Below are 16,374 nucleotides of genomic sequence, written 5' to 3'. Positions count from 1 at the left end.
CCGCTCAGGCCGCCTCGTCTTCGTCTTCCTCGTCGATCTCGTCGAAGTCGGGATCATCGAGATGCGCGTTCTCATCGGGATCATCCTCGATTGGTGGCGCCGTCGCGATCGCCGGCATCTCGCCTGGCCCGCTGTAGGTCGGCGCCCTCAACTCGCGAGGTAACCAGCCGGTGCCGACGATGTTCTTGACGGCGAACTCGACGAGCTCTTTCTTCTTCAGCTTGTCTGCCTTGCGGGCTTCATCCTCGTTGATGGCCTCCCGGATCGCGGCGATGACGAAAGGTTTTGACGCCGCGCTAAAGTAGTCTTCGGCATCAAAGGTCTTATGCAGCGCGGCCGTCAGGTGTTCCGCATCGATCGTGGTGGCGAGAATGCTGGCATCACGATCGAATGGTGGCCTGCCGTTGTGGCCTCGCTCCATGTGCACGGCTTCGCCCGCGCATGCCGCCGCGATCTGGAAGAGTTCGGTGTCCGACATCGATGAAAAACGCTTGAAGGCCTCGGCGAACGAAACCTTGTCGTCACCTTGCCGCTTCCCGAATCCGTCGTGGTAGACGCGGACAGGGCTGTCGGTGTGAAGATGACGGTGCGCCATGAACCCGGCGAGCAAGGCGACCAAACCGATACGCGGCTCCTGCTTCAGGGCGGCGCGTGTCGCCAGCGTCGCCTGGGCGCTGAGCCGCTGGTGGAGGGCATCGGAGATCGTCTTGGCGGCCTTCTCTTTCGGCTCGTCGCTGTCCTTCGCGGCCGCCGGCTTCTGCGCCGCCGGCTTCACCACCCCGTAGGTGATTTCCAGCTTGCCTTCATCGCTCAGCTTGACGACTGCGCCGGCCTTCGCCTTGTCGGCTTTGGAGGCCTTCTTGTTGACGGGCAACTTCTCCCACGACCACGACCAGCCGCCGGGCATATCGTCGGCGAGAGCCGCCCAAGACCAGCCATCGGCGAGCAGCTCGTCGACTTTGGCCTGAAGCCTCTCCGCGACCAACTTCTTCACCAGAGCGGGATCGGAAACCGCGTGATCACCCTCGAAGAGGTCTTCGACAACGGTGCCGCCGGCGGCGAGATAGGCGTCCTTCCCGACAAAATCGAGTTGCTTCCCGATGGTGCGGTCGCCGGCGCCGAACTCGTGGCGTATATCGTGGCCCCAAAGGTGGTTCTTCAGCTTCTTGAAGACGCGCTCCTGCTCCGCGATCGACGGCGCCAGCGTGAACGCCTTGACGGCGTCGGTGACGTTGCGGCTGGGTTCCTGGCCACGCCACCAATCCAGGATGACCGGCGAAAGCCTGCCCAGCGCCAGCATACGGGCGACGTGCTTCGGTTCTCTTCCAAACCGGCTGGCGATCGACTTCTCCGACATGCCGGTGTCGGCCAGCGCTCGAAATTCCTCGTATTCGTCGGCGGGATGCAAGGCGGCGCGGTTGATCTGTTCCGCCAGCGCGGCTTCCCTGGCGTCGACCGTGGCGTCGAACTCACCGCATTCGACGGGATCATCGGCGGCCATCTGGCTTTGCTCGACGAGCAGGCGCATGGCGGCGAGACGGCGATTCCCGATGCCAACGAAGATGCCGACGACACCGCGAGCATCGTGACCTTCCTTGACCTTCAGTGCGGTCTGCAGGCCGTGGGCGCCGATCGAGGCGGCGAGCTCGGCGATGCCATCGTCGCGCCCGACACGGCGCGCGTTGATGGGTGGATCGGCCTCGTGGCCGAACCTGATCTGGTCGAGCGGGATCATGCGTGTGGTCATGTCGGTGTCCTTTCCGATATCGGTCGATTCTGTCTGAACGAAAGCTTCAGCACGGCGGCCTGGCGTGCCACATTGACATACGGCCGGCCGATCTCGGCGGCGGTGTCCACCAGGCTCTTGCCGTCTTCCGAGGCCTTTCGAAGCAGCTCGTATTCAGCTTCAGTCCAAGCGGTCCGCTGCTTCAGACCGAGATTGCTGGCGCGGGTACGGACAGATGCGATGGGCTTGCCCAGCGCCGCCGCTATCTCTTTGACCGGCGTCTTCTTCGCGTAGAACTCGCGGAGCCGCTCGATATCCTCGTGCGTCCAAGGGTCAGGCGTGCGGTTGAAGTTGTTCTTCGATGCGAACTTGAAAATCGAGGTGTGGCCACGATGGTATCCGGCATCGCGGAGGTCCTGCAGGATTTCACGATACGGCTTGCCGGCATTGAGCCCGGCAATGGCGATCGCCTTCTCCGGTTCGGTCCAGTAGTTCACGCGGTCGCGGGTGATGCCGAGAGCGATGGCTCGCATCTGCACCGAGACGCGACCGCGATCGTAGCCGGCATCGGCGAGCAGGTGGGTGATATCGATGATCTTGACTTCACGCGCATAGGCGTCGACCAGGATCTGATCTTCTTCCTCGCACCAATCGGCTTTGAACGCGGCGCTGACCAAGCCGAGATCGTGTGCCCGGGTGGAAACCCCGCTCACCGAGCGGCGGCGGAAACCTGCGGCTTCAAGTCGATCAACAACTACACGGACAGCGAGTTTTTCGGTATAGCCAGCCTTGATGATCTGGTCTTCGCGGGCATCCCAACCGGGTCCGCGCTTTCCTTTCTGGCGTTGATCGGGCGAAGCCGATGAAGGCGCGGCGTCGGGCACCTGCAGGAGCATCGCCGCAGCATCGGCGGCCGATATCGCCGGCGGTGCCATGACAACCGGTGCGGCGCCCTTGTGACGCGACACCACAGGTCCAGCCTTGAAGCGCACCCGCCTGGGCCCGGCGACCGCGGGACCGATGGCGAGGAACTCACCGTCGGCCAGCGTGCGCAGCGCGCGGCTATGGCCGAGCGTGAAGCCGAGGAGGGCGCCGGCGCGCTCAAGATCGCGATCGAAGATGGTGCGGCCGACGACAATGTTGGTGGCCTTGGAAACGACAGCCTTGGCGGTCTCCGCCAAGCGCTGAGTCGCGATGACGCCGGCGATGCCGCGCTTGCGCCCGCGACCCATGAGGTCGGCCAGCATGGCGGTCGATCGTTTGCGGGTGTCGGCGGTGACGTCACCGGTGTCGTAATGCGGCGCCAGGGTCTGTGCTTCGTCGATCAGTACCAGCAGGGGGTGCCAATGTGATTCCGCGACGAGCATCAGGCCTTCGGCGAGGTCGGCGACGAGATCGAGGCGGTCCTCCGATGTTGCATCTGAGAGATCGAGGACCGCGCTGTAGCGATGCTCACGCAGATGCTTGGCGAAGGCGTTTCCGCCGACACGGCTGATATCGGCCGCGGTGAGCACCGCGACATCGAAGTGTTCCTTCAGCGTGGAGAACTCGCCATCAGGATCGATGAGCAATTGCTGGACGCGGCCGAAGCCTTGCTCGAAGAGGCGGCGCAGCAGCATTGACTTGCCGGCGCCGCTGTTGCCCTGGATCAGAAGTCGGCCGTCGATCAGCTTCGGCAGATCGACACCGACGGGTTCGCCCTTGGATGTCGACCCGACACGGATATCGTTTTCGCCAAGGGCACGCGCCGGCGCCGAGGTCTCGATCGAGGCGATCGGCGGCGCCGGCGTATCATCATCTTCATCCTCCGGCTGTTCCACCTTCACCGGTGAGGCCACGCCGGATTCCTGGGCGAGCAGCGAGGCCACTATTTTGTCGGCCGGCGATAGTTTCGCGATCTCTTCCGGCTTCGGAAACACGATCCCGAAACGACGGTCGATCGGCCGCTCCGGCGCCTCACGAACGAGAGCTTGCATAACGATCCTCCTTCGAATTGAGATCGCGCCACTCCTCGGCACCCTCGACGTCGCGCATCGCGGCGGCGTCAAGCGCGTCCGCCATGTCGGTGGCGGTGCGGCGCAGAAGATCGACTGACCAATCTGCGGTGACGTCGACGAGATCCTCGAGCGTGCGTGACGCGGTGCCGAGCGGGCCGGTCATTTACCTGACCTCCGCTGGATGGCTCGGGCCTTTTTCTGCCTTTTTCTGGCCGCCTTTTTCACTGGATCAGCGGCGCGCTTCTTGGACGCGCGGCGGTACGCGAGGCGACGATCAACTTCATCCCAGCCGTAGGCCGGGTGCGGCGGCGCCATCACTGCGGCAACGATTAGTTCGGAGAGGCTGCGGAAAAACCGGCCGTCTGTCATTTGCCACCTGCCAGGCCGGCTGCGTTGAGGCGGTAGATTTCGGTGGCCGCGGCGAGCTGGGTGCCGAGACCCTTGACCGATTTGGCGGCGGGGTCGCCGGAGAGAACAAGGCCGGCGTTGAGCATCACCTCGTTGAGGGTGAAGGATTGCTCGACGGTGCCGACCCCAGCTTTAACGGTGACGATCTCAAATTTGCCGTCGACGGCGATGATCTCGCGAAAGGTCTTGGGGTCACCAAAGACCTGGTTGCTGATGATGGTCTCGCTGGTAGATGGCGCCGGCGGTTCCTTTTCGGTCGGGCGGATGAGCGCGACACCGTAGTCGGAGAGGAGTCGGATGAGATGGTCGGCTCGGAGGCAGGCGTCCTCGCGCGTGTCGGCGTCCATCGTCGACCATGGCGAGGCCGAGGCGCCCAGCCGTTCCCGGCGCATACATTCCGCCAAGATATCTCGAATCTCCCGCTCAGCCATCGCACTTCTCCGCCGGCGGTTGCTGGCGCCGAAGCTCGTTGGCCATCAGCCGGATGCTGACGCGGTCGCGCGCGATCGGCTTTCTCATGCCGAAAGCCTCCGTCCTTCCGAGCTGTAGGAAGGCGAGTAGCCTTCGGCGACGAAGCGGAAGCCTTGGCCCCAGACCGTTTCAAGGACGTCGAGCCCGCCGGTGGCCGCCGCGATCTTCTTACGAAGCTTGCAGACGAGGACGTCGACAATCTTGCGCTGCGCTTCATCACGCTCGTTGTAGAGCGCGAGCATCAGCATCGCTTTGGAGAGCACAGCACCAGGTCGCGCCGCCAACGTGGTCAGCAGCACGGTTTCCTGATGTGTGAGATGGACGCGAGCGACATCGCCGACAAGCGTACCGGTGGCAATATTGAGCGTGCATCCCGGCAACTGAATGATGGAGGGGTCACCGTTGCGCTGGCGACGCTGGAGCGCGAACAGTCTCGATACCAGTTCCGGCCCTGTTGTCGGCCATGGCTGCACATCGTCGGCGCCGGCGTTTAGGACGATCGCCCGGCCGGCGGCGGCGCCATAAAGGTCTGCGCCGTTTTGGATGAACGCGAAAAGCGGATTGCGGACGTCACCCATGCGAAGGTACCGGCACGTCTCGGCGGCATTTGCAGACCCCATCGCCCAGAACACCCCGATCGAATCCGGATCGCGGAACAGCAGTGAACCGAACTCCTGCGGCGACGCTTCGATTTCGTTCTCGATGCCAATGCCGATCAATATGGCTTCAATGATGATCGACACCGCGGGGTTCGGCGAACAGATGACGACGCGCATCATGCTGCCCTCGCAATCGCGGCGCGTGCCTTCGCACGGCAGGCCTCGCTCATCCGGTAGCCCATGCCGTAGACGGTCTGGAAATCGATGCCGTGCGGCCGCGTCTTCCTTCTGATCCGTTTCATGTGCGACCGGATCGCCCAGTCGGGATCGAGAAGCTCGACGAGGTCACGATCGGTGTAGATCGAGGCCTGCAGCTGGCCGTATTCGGCTTCGCCACAACTCACCAACATCATGACGATGCTGGCCTCCGCCTCGGTGAGCCCGAAGACCTTGCGCGCCATCTTCGCATCGTTGCGACCGGTCAGCCTGGCGATCGTCGCCTTGAGCTGACGGTTCTCCTCCTGCAGGGTCTCGATGCGGTCGCGTGAGGCGCGGTCGGGAAACATCTCGTGGATCGTCATGCGAATTCCTCCGGGCGACGGAGGACGACGACAACACCGGTGTTGACGCGCCGCACGAAGCGACCGTCGACGAGGTGGCGCAAGCATTGGTAGTAGGTGTTCGCGTTGCCGATCCTGAGATCGGCCATAGCGACGTCACGCCTGATCACGACGGGTTCCCCGACCGGGGCAAGCCCGGTCAGGTAGGAAAGCAGTTCCTCGGCGCGGCGCGGTGCCATCTACATCCCCTTTGGTGGCACGAAGAGGCAGATCGTCTTCCCGGCATCGAGGCCGGCCTGGTGGGCGCACCAGTGAAACTCGCCGTCAGGGCTGTCCTTGATGCGCTTGTCGGCATAGGCGATGACCTCGCCGGTGCCCTTGATGACGTAGCCCTCGGGGCGCTCGCCGATCGAAGATTGAGGCACCTCCTTGCAATCGAAGTTGGCACAACAGGCGAAGGGGTATTTCCAGCCCTGCGGCAACAGCGACGTCGGCTTCGCATCATGCGCATGGGCGGCGCCGCCGCAGAGCATGAAGATCACGAAGGCTACCGCCGCGATCAGACCGCCTATCGCCACTGCCAGGCTGAGCGAATGGTTGCCGCGGTACCGTTTCGTTGGATGCGGCCTCATGCGGGCACTCCGTCGACCGGGGCGAGCAATCTCCGGAAGATCGCGATGCGCTCCGGATCAAGCGGCCGGAAACGCGATAGCCTGAAGGGAACCTCGCCGAGATCGGGGATACGTTCCCGGCGAACTTCTTCCAGCATGAGGCCGATCTCTGCCGGATCGCCACCCAGATAGTAGGCGATGAACTCGTCGGGGTCGGTGACGGCGCGCACCGTGTAGATGGTGCCTCGCTCGATTTCGGTGATGCAGAAGGCGTTGGTCGGCGCATCATCGATGCAGCAGACCAGTTGGCCGACGAAGGGCTGCCAGTCCATTTCAGAACCTTTCCGGGATTTTGGGTTCGGCGTATCGGGCTTTCAGAGCCTCGGCTTCGCGCTTGCGGCGCTCCGACGCGACGAAGAGATCGTCTACCGGCTGAGTAAAGCGCGGCGCCGATGTCGCCTCGACATAGGACCACACCGCCAGCGCATCGCTGCGATCGAAGGATTGGTCGGCATCATCCTTCTCGATCCAGCCGAGTGCCCGGCACTTCGCCATGATGGCGGACTTCTGGTCGCCCTTTCCGATGCCGACGAAATGCTTCTTCACCGACGCCTGGTTGACGCGGATGTGTTGGTAGACCTTCAGCTGGAAGGCCATGAATTCCAAAATCGCAGGAAGCCCGAGCAGGATCGTAGCGGTCTGGATGTTGGTGTGGCCCTGCACGAAGCTGCCCGGCAACGGCGCCTCGATGGCGAGGATGTCGACCTGGTGCTGATCGATGAAGCGGGTAATCCACCGGCCGGCGCCGGAAAAGATTGCGCCACGCGACGAGCTATCCTTGGCGCACTCGATCGAACCGGAGATCGGCTTCGCGCCCGCAGCGCCGTAGGCGTAGCCGAGGCGTCGTGCCGCATCGATGGCGAGAATGCGTGGTGCAGACATCCCAAGTCCTCTGCCCGTTCGGGCTTGTTGAAGTGGCCGCTGCTTTCCCGGCCTGGTCAGAAGGTTCCGCCGCGTTTGCGTGGTCGCGAGCAGCCTACAAGCGCTTCCTCCACCTCGTTCCGCAGGTGCGGATCAGTGCGGACCGGCACCACCAGCGGCATCCCATTCCTCTTTCGAGGCGCCGGCGCGCACCGCGTTGACGACGGCTGCCGTGGTGTCATCGGCTTCATCATCGTCGGCTTCCTCGCGTTCCACGGCAGCGGCGCCGAGCCCGAAGCTGGCGAAGTTGCTGCCCAGCGCCGTCCTGATATCCACCGCGTAGTCGTGGTCGTCGTCTTCCAAGCCGTCGATCTTGCCCTCGGCGCGCTCGATGAGGGCTTCCGCCTTGCGCCTGATCTTCTGCGCATCGGTCAGCGCCCGGATCACGCCCTTGTTGACGCCCTGTTTTTTCGCGTCTTCCAGGATGGTCCGCTGATCGTCATTCGCGATCTTCTGGATGGCTCGCTTCTTCACCTTGAAGTCGGCATCGAGGACGCGGAGCTTCTCCTCGCGATCCTGCTCGATGCGGTCGAACTCCTCGATGAACGAGGCGGCCTCGCTGGGCGTCGCGCGGTTCGGCCTTTCGTGAATCTTGGTGCTCATGCAATCCTCTCTGGGGTTCGGCCGGGCGCACGTCGCCGCTGCGACGCCGGTTCAAATGCCAGCCTGGCGTGATATCTGCAGTAGGGGCCGGTCTCCGCGCTATCGTTGCCGCAGAAGCCGAAGCCCTCTGCGAGAGGATCGCCGTGCGGCCACCTGCAAGTCTTGTCGGTGAGTTCGAGGAGTTTCAGATTTCGCGGCTCCGGGGCACCGATGGCCTCGGTCGGCTTGCGGGCTTCACCGGCGACGAGATGCGCGGGCAGGCCTGGCGATGCCGCCCGCATTTCGGCGCGGCCCTTGATATCGTTGTAGTGCGGGTTGTTCGAACCGCGCCAGGAGACGCCCTCGACCTGCTTGGGCGCTTTCTTCCGGGGTGGCGCCTTAACCTTGGCGGCCTTGGACTTGGTTGGCCTCGCGTTCTCCCCGCGCGGCCATCCACCAGTGTTGCCGCCTCGGACGCCACCGGTCTTCAGGCCTGGGTGCGTCGTTTTCTGGAGGCGATAGATGCGGCCCTGTATAGCGCACCGGCTGCCGTTCACGAACTGTTTTGCGATCTGACCGGCGGTGAGACCGTCAGTACAATAGCGGATCAGAAACTCGTCACGTTCTGCCTGACCGATAAGGGTCCAGTCCGGAAGCGGCGCAATCCTTGAAGCTGCTTGGCGTGGCGCCGTCGGTACTTCAGCCGGTCGAGGCGTGCGCGCCTCAGCTTGCGGGGCTGCTGCTGGGTCGGCGGCGGCATCGGCATGGGCTGCTGGCGGCTGGATTGCGGCAGCGACGTCGGCAATGCCTGGCGCGAGCGGCGGCGCTTCAACCACTTCGGTTCGCGTGCGCTCAACTGCTTCCAGTTCAGACGCTTTGCCATCACCATCCTCTTGCTTCGCCCATTCCTGTCGGCGGATCAGCGATGCCAGCCGAGAGACCTCGGCCTGCACGGCCCCGACCTTGAACGCGATAGTGCTAGGCGCGAGGCCCTGGGCGAGAAGTGGTCGAACCGCTTCGATCCGCTCCGCCGGCGCCATCTTTGCCCAGGATCGGCTCATCTGGCGTCTCCGCCGGCGGCCGTCTCGATCGTCGTCTGTTTTCCCAGCGCAGCCAAAGCCACGCGATAAGCTTTCGAATTGGTCGCATCTGTCCCCAGCAGTTCCGCTTTGCGGAGTTCTTCTTCGATTCGCTGGTCGAGCTTGCCGAGCTCGTCCTCGTAGGCACTGCGCAACCTCATGTAGAGGCTCACCATCATATCCTTGGGCGGCCGATAGCGAAGGCCCCAAAGAACAGATCGCGAGATCCGGTGCTTACGCTCGCACCGAGCCATGGCGGCATCGACCGTATCGCCTGGGCCGCGGAACTCCTTCCTGACGAGAAAGTCGGCCCAACCCTGCGCCTGGGCGACGTAGGTGTCAGACATCTTTGCATCTCCTGCAAAGGATTTTTGCTTCTCGCGCAAAGGGTCTTTGCGCCGCTGCAACTCGGTCATTGCTATCTCCATTCTCAGCGACGAGAACAGTTGGGGACCGCAATGAACGGTGGGACGAAAAAGAGTGGTGGGCCATGTCCTGGACAGACAGGCCCACCATGCCGGCTGGTCGCCGGCGACCGCGCGAGGTTGGGAGGTCGCGCGATAGGAAATCCAGGGAAAGGACGACACGATGAAGGCCGATGGAGACGACACCCCGCCGCGGCTGACCGAACCGGAGCCGCTGCCCTCCGTATTCGTTACCGGCTTCGCCATTCAGGTCAGCGAGGAGCACGTCACTCGCCTGGTGTTCTGGACCGATCTGCCGGAAGTCGGCGATCGCGACCGCGAAGCCCGCATTCAGGCTCGGCTCGCCATGCCGGACAAAACATTTCGCCGGCTCATGTCCGAGGGTCGACGCCTCAGCCGCAGCGGCCAATGAAAGGGATCGGAAACTATCCGGCGAAAAAGTTGTGCACGCCCGGTAATAGTTTGTTTCGTACAATTTCCGCCCGTGATCTGCTTTCCCCCAAATAAAGGGGCGTGCAAACGGGAGGGTTAGGGAATGCAGCCAACGCTTTTTGTTGGAGAAATGACGGTCGTTCTGGAAGACGCGCTGGTCCATCTGATCGGCTTTTCGACAAACGATGGGAAGCGAACATCTGAACGCAAACCGGTCGCCCATTTCGTCATGAGCAATGAAGCGTTCAGGAAGCTGCTCGCCGACGGCCGCAGCAGATTGGCGAAAGGCGGCCACTGAGGGACTCATTCGGCGGCCTCGCTGGTCGCTTCCAGGAAAGCGCGGCGCGTCTCATTGAGGTCCTGGAGTGTGACGTCACCGCCGGCCAGAGAGACGATCTTATCGGCTATGATGGCGTCGACAGGCGCTTCGCCGGTCTCGATGCGTTGTACGCGCCGCGACGGATTGGTTCCTTGGCCGATGCCGAGCAACTCGGCCAGCTCTTTGAGGGTCCTATTTTCCCTGATGCGCCAATCACGAAGTTTCATGCTCTCAATTAGCGTCGAACGCTAATGATTTGTCAAGCGCGATTAGCGCCAGACGCGAATTACAGCGTTAGCGGCAAACGCTATAATCGCCAAGTGATTACAAACATTGCAAAAATCCGGGAAGCCAAAGGACTGTCGCAAGGCGAGCTTGCTGACATGCTCGATATGCACGTCACGAATCTGAATAAGATCGAGCGCGGTAAATCGTCTCCGTCGATGGCGAGATTCGAACAGATCGCGGCCAAACTTGGTGTCTCCGTATCCGATCTATTCGCCGAAATACCGGCGATGGGAACGCGGCTCGTCACAGTGAAGGGATTTGTCCAGGCGGGTCATTGGGCAGAGACTTGGGAGTGGAGCGACGACGACCAGTATCAAGTCCCTATCGAGGATGATCCTGCCCTTCGGCCTTTCCAACTTCACGCCGCGGAGACGCGCGGACCGTCGATGAACAAGCGATACCCGGAGAAAACCGTCCTGGTCTTCACGGATATCATCGAGACGGGAGCTGCGCTCGAGTTGGGCAAGCGCTACATCGTGGAACGCGAGCGCGCCGACGGCCTCCGCGAGGCCACGGTCAAGACCCTTTGGAGAGATGAGGCCGGTAAGATCTGGCTGCTTCCCGAATCGGACGATCCCAGGTTCCAAGAGCCGTTTCCGATCGAGGGCGGCGAAGACGATACCGTCCGCGTCATCGGCCGGGTCGTAGGATCTTGGAGCCGGGAATAGACGGCTGCGTTTTTCTTTTCATAGCGATTGACCAGGCGAAGCGCGCGGTTTATCCGCGCGCGCTTTCGCACGCTCGGTTGGAGATTATCTCTAACCTTCATCGTAGAGCTCTACGTTAGACGAATCGCGATTTCACTCTACGATTCCGTGTCCTGCTACATCCTGAAATGGTGGCGTGTCCCGCATCGTCTGGAGGTTGGCTGAACGCCAACCTTTACGTTGAGCCATACGAATCGGGATTAGCGTTTGCGCGCGCGAGTTGCGACGAGCGCCAGCCGAATTAGCGTTCAACGCTATTTTCGGGCTTGACTTCATCTTAGCGTTCAGCGCTAATACCGGGCAAAGGAGAAATCCGAAATGCCCTTGAGGCCTTCACGACCGTTCCGAGATGCCGACGTCGACCAGCTTCGCGCCGAGATCGTCGAGCTCCAGGCGCGCCGGCAGCGCATCGTCGCCACTATTCTGGTCGCCGTCGCCCTGGCGCTCGGCGTCACCGCCGCGATGGTTGCGGGGATACTCTGATGCCAAGGCACCCAGAGACCCTGCAGGAGCACCGCCGGCGCCGCGCCTATACCGCCGCGCTGGAAAGCGTCGATCGCGTCGAGACCACGTTCGATCGTGCCGTGAACTGCCTGGCTGAGCATCCTCGGCTGACCTGCGCCATCGTCGTGGTCTCGGTCCTGGCGGCCTGCTGCTTGGATGCGCCGCGATGAGCTTCATCCCCGACAACCTGTCCAACCCTCACGACGTCGCTCATGCCGTGCTGCAGGCGATCTCATCTCGCGATGAGAAGGTCGGCGCACTGCTGGCGGCCCTCAAGGCTCTCCTCCCTGAAGTCGATGCCGAGATCGAGCAGCGCCAGTCGAGCGGCGACGTCGAATACTGGCAGGGCCTCAAAGCGCTGTCCGACGCTGGCCACGCCGCCATCGCCATGGCGGAGGCCCGCCAACCATGACCGCCGCCCCATCAATCGCCCCATCTCTCGCCGACCTCCGCAGCGCGCTCGACCACGCCGAAACCGAGCTCGCCTGCGCCGACATGATCGACAACTTCGGCCGCCGCGAGAAGGAGCTCGCGCACTGGCGCGGCCGGCGTGACGCCATCAGGGCGCAGATCGCCCGCATCGAGGAGAGCTTCTGAAATGGCTGCCAACTGCTACGGTGTCGACTGTACCGGATGGGTGATGCTCCACCCGCGAGCTACTCCGGACATGCTTGGGTACGTGCCGCGTTTCCTCCAGCAATCCGACGCGCGGCCGGCGCGAGAGCAGTTCGACGAGCGCTACGAGTACGGCGGATGGTCGCCGAACGCCGGCTTCAACCTACTCGAGGACGGCCGCATCCAGTACCCCGGCGATCCGCCGCTGCCTGTGGTGGCGGAGTTTACGCTGCGCAGCGAGCGCGTCGTCGCCTACCCCGGCGCGGTCTTTGCAATCATCCAGCCTGACGGTCGTTTCGAAGTCGCGAGGATGGATTGATGCCATCGATCAAAGATGCCCCAGTAGGAATGCTTCGCGCCTGGGCGGATGCCAAGGTGATTTCGTCGGCTCGTTACGTCGAGGAGATGGAACGTCGGCGCGGTTTGAGAGCGGTCGGCGAGCCGATGCCCATTCGTGTTCGCGTCGAGGCTCCGCCGCTGGATTACGCGCTCGACGACGAGCTCGCCATTCCCGGTATCGACGTCCTCGATTTTGCTGGTGACCACGAACCATCGGGCCCGGTGCCAGCACCATCGCTCGCGGTGTGGGTTGTCGGTGGCATCGCGGCCGGCCTGATTGTCGTCGCCCTCGCGATGGTGCTGCCATGACCGGACCACATCTCACCCCGGAGCAGCTGACGTGGCCGACCGGCCCATATGCGGTCCTCGCATCGAAGTCCGGCGGTGGCAACGGACTGCCAAACCTCTACGTCACCGACGCCGGCGGGCGGAAGATTGCGGCCATCTGGGGCGGCGCCGACGAGCGCTACGCTACGGCCTACCTTCTGGCGGCAGGCCCAGCTCTGGTTGAGGCGTTGAGGGCCGAAGCCGAAGCAAAGGCGTTCGCCGCCGGCATCTCGGAAGCATGCTCCGACGGTGCAGGTCCTCTTCCAAAGCACGTCATGGACAAGGCTGACCAGCTTTTTGCTCGCGCCGAAAGGCTCCGTGAAGCCGCCCTCGCCATCGCAGAAGGTCGGCCACCTCCGTAGCTAACCAACTCGATGTTCGCGGCCCTTGGGGACGCCCTCTACTGACAAACAGGAGCAGCACTTATGAACGACGAACCATTCCAGAGCATCGGCGATCTCGCCGCCGGCATCACCGGCAACATCGAGATCATCAAGCCGGCCAACCGGGCGGAATGGCTGGCGGCACGCAAGCGTGATGTCACCGCGTCCGACGTCTCCACGCTGCTTGGCGTCAACCCCTACAAGACGCCATTCGAGCTCTGGGCGGAGAAGACGGGCAGGAAAGCCGACGCCGAGGACAACGACGTCTTCCGCCGCGGCCGCGCCATGGAATTCATCGCGATCGACTTCCTGCGCGAAGACTATCCGGACTGGAAGATCACCCACAGCTACAACAACCGATATTTCCGCGACCCCATGGGTCGCATCGGTGCGACACCCGATGCCTTTGTCGCGATGCCTGGGCGGAAGGGCAGGGGTATCATACAGATCAAGTCGGCGTCCGATTACTCGGTGAAGAACTGGATCGATCCCGAAACCAGGGAGATCACGCCGCCGGTCTATGTGGCGGTCCAGGCGCTGATCGAGGCGGAGCTCACCAAATCAAGTTACGCCATGGTGGCGCTGATCGTGTCCGGTCATGGCCTCAAGCTGCATCCGCCGATCGAGATCCCGCTCGTCCCGAAGCTGATGACGCGCATCCGCAGCGAAGTCGCCGACTTCTGGCGACTGACCGATAGCGGCGGGCATCCCGATACGGATTGGAAGCGTGATGGCGCCCTGATCGAAGAGCTCTACGAGCCGGATGGCAGCATCGTCGACCTCGCCAACGATAACATGCTGCCGGCGATCTGCGACGAGAAGGCCCGCATAGCCTCGGAAAAGGGCGTCATCGAGAAGCGCCTCAAGGAAATCAAGGCCGAGCTGCTCGACAAAATGCGCGGCGCCTCCGCGGCGCGGATCGCCGACGGTCGCCTCATCACCGCGAAAACGGTGGAACGCGCCGGCTACGAGGTCAAGGCAACCAGCTACATCGACGTCCGCATCAAAAAGGCCGGCGCCGAGTAAGGCACGACCTCAACCCTTTCAGCAGGAGATTCCATGAATTCCCAGACCAAGGCCGTCGAGACCGTCGATCGAAGCACGGGCGAACTCGCCACGCTGCCCGCCGGCATGGGCGGCCAGAGCCTCGCCGTACAGCTCGCGATGGCGGAGCTCAACCAGGACGTCGTCACCGCGCGGTCCTTCCCGCGTTCGGTCGCCACGGTGATGCGCAACATCACCGAACTCGTCATGCTCGACGAGCAGACCGCGAAGGAATGCGTCTACGCGGTGCCTCGTGATGGGAAAACGATCCGCGGTCCCTCGATCCGCCTCGCCGAGATAATCGCGTCACAATGGGGGAATTGCCATTGCGCTTCCCGCGTCGTGCATGTCGACAAGATCGAGAAGTACGTCGAATCGGAAGGCGTCTTCCATGACCTCGAAACCGGCCTGAAGCGCACCGCGCGGACGCGCAAGAACATCTCGAAGCGGGACGGCGGCATCTATTCGCAGGACATGATCATGACCGCTGGCAACGCAGCGGCCTCGATCGGCATGCGCGAAGCCATCCTGAAAGGCGTCCCCAAGGCGGTGTGGCGCCAGGCATTCGAGCACGCCGAAAACGTGATCCGTGGTGATGTCACCACCCTGGTGGAGCGCCGCGAGGAAGCCATGAAGGCGCTGGCCGGCATCGGGGTGACCCCCGACCGGGTTTTCGCCGCGATCGACGTCGCCGGCGTCGAGGAAATCGGCATCGAGGAACTCGCCGATCTCTTCGCGATGTACCAGGGCGTCAAAAGCAAGGAGACCGACGTCGATGAGGTCTTCCCGGCCGTCAAGAAGGCTGGCGACCAGCCCGCCGGGCTGAAGGGCAAGCTCGACCAGCTCGCCGGCGATGAACCGGAAGCCAAGAAACAGGCGGTAGCACCGAAGGGTGACGCCGCCAAGAAATCGGAGGCCGGCCCGTCCCCCGCCGGCTCCGATGCGCGCGGCAGGAAGGGAGCCCCTGCCGAGCCGAAGCCGTCGTCCGGCGACCCCGGGCCGCAAGCCCAGCCGGACGACGGCGATCCCATCGCGGTGGCGAGCCGCATGGGCCGCGCCGCCTACAGGAAAAATCTCTCGGAGAGGGCGATCCCCGTCGATTTCAAGCAGGCCGATCGAGAAGCGGAGAAGGACGCCTGGCTCGCCGCGTTTCGCGGTGAAGCCGACAAGGATAGCCCGGAGCCCGGCGCCACCGAGGAGGAGTAACGAGGATGGATAAGCCGACGCATAACATGAACCGCCGTTCCCTCCTCTCGATGCTCGGCATCGCCCCTGTGATGCCTTTCGCGGCAGCCGCCATGTCGGTGAAACCGGCGAAGACCGTCAAACTCTCGGACCGCATGAATAGCCTGCCGTGGACGAAGCAATGGCAAGCCGCTTCGGAGACCGGTCTTTTTCTGGAGCAACTCCGGGAGCGGTGCAGCGACGTTTCAGCGGGCATAGAGGAATGCGACGGCCTGCTATCGTTGGCAGTCTTCGGCCGCGACCGCAGTCATGGGAAAATCATTGTCTGGACCGGAACATGGGGACGGGAGGCGAGCTGGCGCTTCATGCCCTACCTGCCTTACATAGCGGCCCGCGATGTCGAATTGGTCGAAGGCAATGATGACGTAAGGGACGCGGCATGGGCACTAGAGCGGATTGCCAGAACAGTTCCCGTCAACTCAATCGGCGTTTCGATCTACATCAGCGACCATCTACTTGCGGCGATGTCTGAGGCTGGCTTTTCTGCCGAACATCCCGCAGTCCGGGGTGTCGTGAACGGATATTCGACCTTGGGAGCCGCCGCCACCATTGGTCGGCTTATCGAGACCGGTGCCTTAGTTCACAACGGTAGCCTCATGACTACAGAGGCGCTGACCAGATTTCGTCGTTCCATGGCTTGGCATCCGGACGGTCATCTGGTTGCACCGGCGACCGCGCTTTTCCGGGCATTCGCCGCACGCAGCTGGACCGCGCTATCGGAGGGGCGCTGAC

28 protein-coding genes are annotated in these 16,374 nt (G+C 63.1%); 13 read left to right on the top strand and 15 right to left on the bottom strand.

Annotated features, from left to right (window positions below; all coding sequences use genetic code 11):
* Window positions 1-4: 4 nt before the first annotated feature.
* The 14 genes from FJ957_RS25925 to FJ957_RS25860 all read right to left on the bottom strand — a co-directional run bounded on the left by FJ957_RS25925 (window position 5) and on the right by FJ957_RS25860 (window position 9,430).
* Window positions 5-1,747 carry a hypothetical protein gene (locus FJ957_RS25925; RefSeq protein ID WP_140835640.1) on the bottom strand — a complete coding sequence of 581 codons (1,743 nt, stop codon included), beginning with the start codon at window positions 1,745-1,747 and terminating at the stop codon, window positions 5-7.
* Window positions 1,744-3,702 (bottom strand): DUF87 domain-containing protein, encoded by a 1,959-nt coding sequence (locus FJ957_RS25920; RefSeq protein ID WP_140835639.1) that lies wholly within the window; start codon window positions 3,700-3,702, stop codon window positions 1,744-1,746. Before FJ957_RS25920 ends, FJ957_RS25925 begins: the two co-directional genes overlap by 4 nt.
* Window positions 3,683-3,886 carry a hypothetical protein gene (locus FJ957_RS25915; protein ID WP_140835638.1) on the bottom strand — a complete coding sequence of 68 codons (204 nt, stop codon included), beginning with the start codon at window positions 3,884-3,886 and terminating at the stop codon, window positions 3,683-3,685. The genes FJ957_RS25920 and FJ957_RS25915 overlap by 20 nt, the downstream gene beginning before the upstream one ends.
* On the bottom strand, window positions 3,883-4,092 hold the full coding sequence (locus tag FJ957_RS25910) for a hypothetical protein (protein ID WP_140835637.1): 210 nt from the start codon (window positions 4,090-4,092) through the stop codon (window positions 3,883-3,885). Before FJ957_RS25910 ends, FJ957_RS25915 begins: the two co-directional genes overlap by 4 nt.
* Window positions 4,089-4,478, bottom strand: coding sequence for a hypothetical protein (locus FJ957_RS25905; RefSeq protein WP_140835636.1), 390 nt, complete (start codon window positions 4,476-4,478; stop codon window positions 4,089-4,091). Before FJ957_RS25905 ends, FJ957_RS25910 begins: the two co-directional genes overlap by 4 nt.
* A gap of 168 nt (window positions 4,479-4,646) precedes the next feature.
* A complete protein-coding gene (locus FJ957_RS25900; protein WP_140835635.1) occupies window positions 4,647-5,381 on the bottom strand; it encodes a response regulator transcription factor in 735 nt (244 codons plus the stop codon).
* Entirely contained in the window at window positions 5,378-5,782 is a 405-nt protein-coding gene (locus FJ957_RS25895) for a helix-turn-helix domain-containing protein (protein WP_140835634.1), read from the bottom strand. Before FJ957_RS25895 ends, FJ957_RS25900 begins: the two co-directional genes overlap by 4 nt.
* Window positions 5,779-6,000, bottom strand: coding sequence for a hypothetical protein (locus FJ957_RS25890; protein WP_140835633.1), 222 nt, complete (start codon window positions 5,998-6,000; stop codon window positions 5,779-5,781). Before FJ957_RS25890 ends, FJ957_RS25895 begins: the two co-directional genes overlap by 4 nt.
* On the bottom strand, window positions 6,001-6,294 hold the full coding sequence (locus FJ957_RS25885) for a hypothetical protein (RefSeq protein WP_246685969.1): 294 nt from the start codon (window positions 6,292-6,294) through the stop codon (window positions 6,001-6,003).
* Between the two features lie 95 nt (window positions 6,295-6,389).
* Window positions 6,390-6,704: a hypothetical protein gene (locus tag FJ957_RS25880; protein WP_140835631.1), complete on the bottom strand. Its 315-nt coding sequence runs from the start codon at window positions 6,702-6,704 to the stop codon at window positions 6,390-6,392.
* A 1-nt stretch (window position 6,705) separates the two neighbouring features.
* The gene (locus tag FJ957_RS25875; RefSeq protein WP_140835630.1) at window positions 6,706-7,314 is read right to left on the bottom strand and encodes a crossover junction endodeoxyribonuclease RuvC; all 609 of its coding nucleotides are present in this window, start codon (window positions 7,312-7,314) and stop codon (window positions 6,706-6,708) included.
* Window positions 7,315-7,446: 132 nt separating this feature from the next.
* The gene (locus FJ957_RS25870; protein WP_140835629.1) at window positions 7,447-7,956 is read right to left on the bottom strand and encodes a hypothetical protein; all 510 of its coding nucleotides are present in this window, start codon (window positions 7,954-7,956) and stop codon (window positions 7,447-7,449) included.
* On the bottom strand, window positions 7,953-8,996 hold the full coding sequence (locus FJ957_RS25865; protein WP_140835628.1) for a GcrA family cell cycle regulator: 1,044 nt from the start codon (window positions 8,994-8,996) through the stop codon (window positions 7,953-7,955). Before FJ957_RS25865 ends, FJ957_RS25870 begins: the two co-directional genes overlap by 4 nt.
* Window positions 8,993-9,430, bottom strand: coding sequence for a hypothetical protein (locus FJ957_RS25860; RefSeq protein WP_140835627.1), 438 nt, complete (start codon window positions 9,428-9,430; stop codon window positions 8,993-8,995). The genes FJ957_RS25865 and FJ957_RS25860 overlap by 4 nt, the downstream gene beginning before the upstream one ends.
* A 172-nt stretch (window positions 9,431-9,602) precedes the next feature.
* Here FJ957_RS25860 and FJ957_RS25855 point away from each other — a divergent pair, with 172 nt between their 5' ends.
* Entirely contained in the window at window positions 9,603-9,851 is a 249-nt protein-coding gene (locus FJ957_RS25855; protein ID WP_140835626.1) for a hypothetical protein, read from the top strand.
* A gap of 123 nt (window positions 9,852-9,974) precedes the next feature.
* Window positions 9,975-10,169: a hypothetical protein gene (locus tag FJ957_RS25850; protein WP_140835625.1), complete on the top strand. Its 195-nt coding sequence runs from the start codon at window positions 9,975-9,977 to the stop codon at window positions 10,167-10,169.
* A gap of 5 nt (window positions 10,170-10,174) precedes the next feature.
* Here the strand turns inward: FJ957_RS25850 and FJ957_RS25845 are convergent, their stop codons facing one another.
* Complete coding sequence (locus tag FJ957_RS25845; protein ID WP_140835624.1) at window positions 10,175-10,417, bottom strand: helix-turn-helix transcriptional regulator; 243 nt, start codon at window positions 10,415-10,417, stop codon at window positions 10,175-10,177.
* Between the two features lie 93 nt (window positions 10,418-10,510).
* On the opposite strand from FJ957_RS25845, the gene FJ957_RS25840 reads away from it, so the two are divergent.
* From FJ957_RS25840 to FJ957_RS25795, 11 genes are all read left to right on the top strand, one after another.
* A complete protein-coding gene (locus tag FJ957_RS25840; protein ID WP_281407697.1) occupies window positions 10,511-11,146 on the top strand; it encodes an XRE family transcriptional regulator in 636 nt (211 codons plus the stop codon).
* A 357-nt stretch (window positions 11,147-11,503) separates the two neighbouring features.
* Window positions 11,504-11,668 carry a hypothetical protein gene (locus FJ957_RS31940; protein WP_181180712.1) on the top strand — a complete coding sequence of 55 codons (165 nt, stop codon included), beginning with the start codon at window positions 11,504-11,506 and terminating at the stop codon, window positions 11,666-11,668.
* Window positions 11,668-11,859, top strand: a complete 192-nt coding sequence (locus FJ957_RS25835; protein WP_140835622.1) for a hypothetical protein — start codon at window positions 11,668-11,670, stop codon at window positions 11,857-11,859. Before FJ957_RS31940 ends, FJ957_RS25835 begins: the two co-directional genes overlap by 1 nt.
* Complete coding sequence (locus FJ957_RS25830; RefSeq protein WP_140835621.1) at window positions 11,856-12,101, top strand: hypothetical protein; 246 nt, start codon at window positions 11,856-11,858, stop codon at window positions 12,099-12,101. The genes FJ957_RS25835 and FJ957_RS25830 overlap by 4 nt, the downstream gene beginning before the upstream one ends.
* Complete coding sequence (locus FJ957_RS25825; RefSeq protein WP_140835620.1) at window positions 12,098-12,286, top strand: hypothetical protein; 189 nt, start codon at window positions 12,098-12,100, stop codon at window positions 12,284-12,286. The genes FJ957_RS25830 and FJ957_RS25825 overlap by 4 nt, the downstream gene beginning before the upstream one ends.
* 1 nt (window position 12,287) lies before the next feature.
* Window positions 12,288-12,623, top strand: a complete 336-nt coding sequence (locus FJ957_RS25820; RefSeq protein ID WP_140835619.1) for a hypothetical protein — start codon at window positions 12,288-12,290, stop codon at window positions 12,621-12,623.
* Complete coding sequence (locus FJ957_RS25815; RefSeq protein ID WP_140835618.1) at window positions 12,623-12,952, top strand: hypothetical protein; 330 nt, start codon at window positions 12,623-12,625, stop codon at window positions 12,950-12,952. Before FJ957_RS25820 ends, FJ957_RS25815 begins: the two co-directional genes overlap by 1 nt.
* Entirely contained in the window at window positions 12,949-13,332 is a 384-nt protein-coding gene (locus tag FJ957_RS25810; RefSeq protein ID WP_140835617.1) for a hypothetical protein, read from the top strand. The genes FJ957_RS25815 and FJ957_RS25810 overlap by 4 nt, the downstream gene beginning before the upstream one ends.
* Before the next feature lie 63 nt (window positions 13,333-13,395).
* Complete coding sequence (locus FJ957_RS25805; protein ID WP_140835616.1) at window positions 13,396-14,379, top strand: lambda-exonuclease family protein; 984 nt, start codon at window positions 13,396-13,398, stop codon at window positions 14,377-14,379.
* A 33-nt stretch (window positions 14,380-14,412) separates the two neighbouring features.
* The gene (locus FJ957_RS25800; RefSeq protein WP_140835615.1) at window positions 14,413-15,603 is read left to right on the top strand and encodes a hypothetical protein; all 1,191 of its coding nucleotides are present in this window, start codon (window positions 14,413-14,415) and stop codon (window positions 15,601-15,603) included.
* A gap of 5 nt (window positions 15,604-15,608) precedes the next feature.
* Window positions 15,609-16,373: a hypothetical protein gene (locus tag FJ957_RS25795; protein ID WP_140835614.1), complete on the top strand. Its 765-nt coding sequence runs from the start codon at window positions 15,609-15,611 to the stop codon at window positions 16,371-16,373.
* Window position 16,374: the final 1 nt, after the last annotated feature.

The organism is Mesorhizobium sp. B2-4-6, assembly GCF_006442775.1.
GTDB lineage: Bacteria > Pseudomonadota > Alphaproteobacteria > Rhizobiales > Rhizobiaceae > Mesorhizobium.
This window is presented reverse-complemented; position numbering and strand designations above follow the sequence as displayed.

Excerpts from the sequence above, each read along its gene's own strand:
- FJ957_RS25925 (WP_140835640.1), bottom strand. The coding sequence starts at position 1,747 with ATGACCACACGCATGATCCCGCTCGACCAGATCAGGTTCGGCCACGAG.
- FJ957_RS25920 (WP_140835639.1), bottom strand. The coding sequence starts at position 3,702 with ATGCAAGCTCTCGTTCGTGAGGCGCCGGAGCGGCCGATCGACCGTCGT.
- FJ957_RS25915 (WP_140835638.1), bottom strand. The coding sequence starts at position 3,886 with ATGACCGGCCCGCTCGGCACCGCGTCACGCACGCTCGAGGATCTCGTC.
- FJ957_RS25910 (WP_140835637.1), bottom strand. The coding sequence starts at position 4,092 with ATGACAGACGGCCGGTTTTTCCGCAGCCTCTCCGAACTAATCGTTGCC.
- FJ957_RS25905 (WP_140835636.1), bottom strand. The coding sequence starts at position 4,478 with ATGGACGCCGACACGCGCGAGGACGCCTGCCTCCGAGCCGACCATCTC.
- FJ957_RS25900 (WP_140835635.1), bottom strand. The coding sequence starts at position 5,381 with ATGATGCGCGTCGTCATCTGTTCGCCGAACCCCGCGGTGTCGATCATC.
- FJ957_RS25895 (WP_140835634.1), bottom strand. The coding sequence starts at position 5,782 with ATGACGATCCACGAGATGTTTCCCGACCGCGCCTCACGCGACCGCATC.
- FJ957_RS25890 (WP_140835633.1), bottom strand. The coding sequence starts at position 6,000 with ATGGCACCGCGCCGCGCCGAGGAACTGCTTTCCTACCTGACCGGGCTT.
- FJ957_RS25885 (WP_246685969.1), bottom strand. The coding sequence starts at position 6,294 with ATGCTCTGCGGCGGCGCCGCCCATGCGCATGATGCGAAGCCGACGTCG.
- FJ957_RS25880 (WP_140835631.1), bottom strand. The coding sequence starts at position 6,704 with ATGGACTGGCAGCCCTTCGTCGGCCAACTGGTCTGCTGCATCGATGAT.
- FJ957_RS25875 (WP_140835630.1), bottom strand. The coding sequence starts at position 7,314 with ATGTCTGCACCACGCATTCTCGCCATCGATGCGGCACGACGCCTCGGC.
- FJ957_RS25870 (WP_140835629.1), bottom strand. The coding sequence starts at position 7,956 with ATGAGCACCAAGATTCACGAAAGGCCGAACCGCGCGACGCCCAGCGAG.
- FJ957_RS25865 (WP_140835628.1), bottom strand. The coding sequence starts at position 8,996 with ATGAGCCGATCCTGGGCAAAGATGGCGCCGGCGGAGCGGATCGAAGCG.
- FJ957_RS25860 (WP_140835627.1), bottom strand. The coding sequence starts at position 9,430 with ATGACCGAGTTGCAGCGGCGCAAAGACCCTTTGCGCGAGAAGCAAAAA.
- FJ957_RS25855 (WP_140835626.1), top strand. The coding sequence starts at position 9,603 with ATGAAGGCCGATGGAGACGACACCCCGCCGCGGCTGACCGAACCGGAG.
- FJ957_RS25850 (WP_140835625.1), top strand. The coding sequence starts at position 9,975 with ATGCAGCCAACGCTTTTTGTTGGAGAAATGACGGTCGTTCTGGAAGAC.
- FJ957_RS25845 (WP_140835624.1), bottom strand. The coding sequence starts at position 10,417 with ATGAAACTTCGTGATTGGCGCATCAGGGAAAATAGGACCCTCAAAGAG.
- FJ957_RS31940 (WP_181180712.1), top strand. The coding sequence starts at position 11,504 with ATGCCCTTGAGGCCTTCACGACCGTTCCGAGATGCCGACGTCGACCAG.
- FJ957_RS25835 (WP_140835622.1), top strand. The coding sequence starts at position 11,668 with ATGCCAAGGCACCCAGAGACCCTGCAGGAGCACCGCCGGCGCCGCGCC.
- FJ957_RS25830 (WP_140835621.1), top strand. The coding sequence starts at position 11,856 with ATGAGCTTCATCCCCGACAACCTGTCCAACCCTCACGACGTCGCTCAT.
- FJ957_RS25825 (WP_140835620.1), top strand. The coding sequence starts at position 12,098 with ATGACCGCCGCCCCATCAATCGCCCCATCTCTCGCCGACCTCCGCAGC.
- FJ957_RS25820 (WP_140835619.1), top strand. The coding sequence starts at position 12,288 with ATGGCTGCCAACTGCTACGGTGTCGACTGTACCGGATGGGTGATGCTC.
- FJ957_RS25815 (WP_140835618.1), top strand. The coding sequence starts at position 12,623 with ATGCCATCGATCAAAGATGCCCCAGTAGGAATGCTTCGCGCCTGGGCG.
- FJ957_RS25810 (WP_140835617.1), top strand. The coding sequence starts at position 12,949 with ATGACCGGACCACATCTCACCCCGGAGCAGCTGACGTGGCCGACCGGC.
- FJ957_RS25805 (WP_140835616.1), top strand. The coding sequence starts at position 13,396 with ATGAACGACGAACCATTCCAGAGCATCGGCGATCTCGCCGCCGGCATC.
- FJ957_RS25800 (WP_140835615.1), top strand. The coding sequence starts at position 14,413 with ATGAATTCCCAGACCAAGGCCGTCGAGACCGTCGATCGAAGCACGGGC.
- FJ957_RS25795 (WP_140835614.1), top strand. The coding sequence starts at position 15,609 with ATGGATAAGCCGACGCATAACATGAACCGCCGTTCCCTCCTCTCGATG.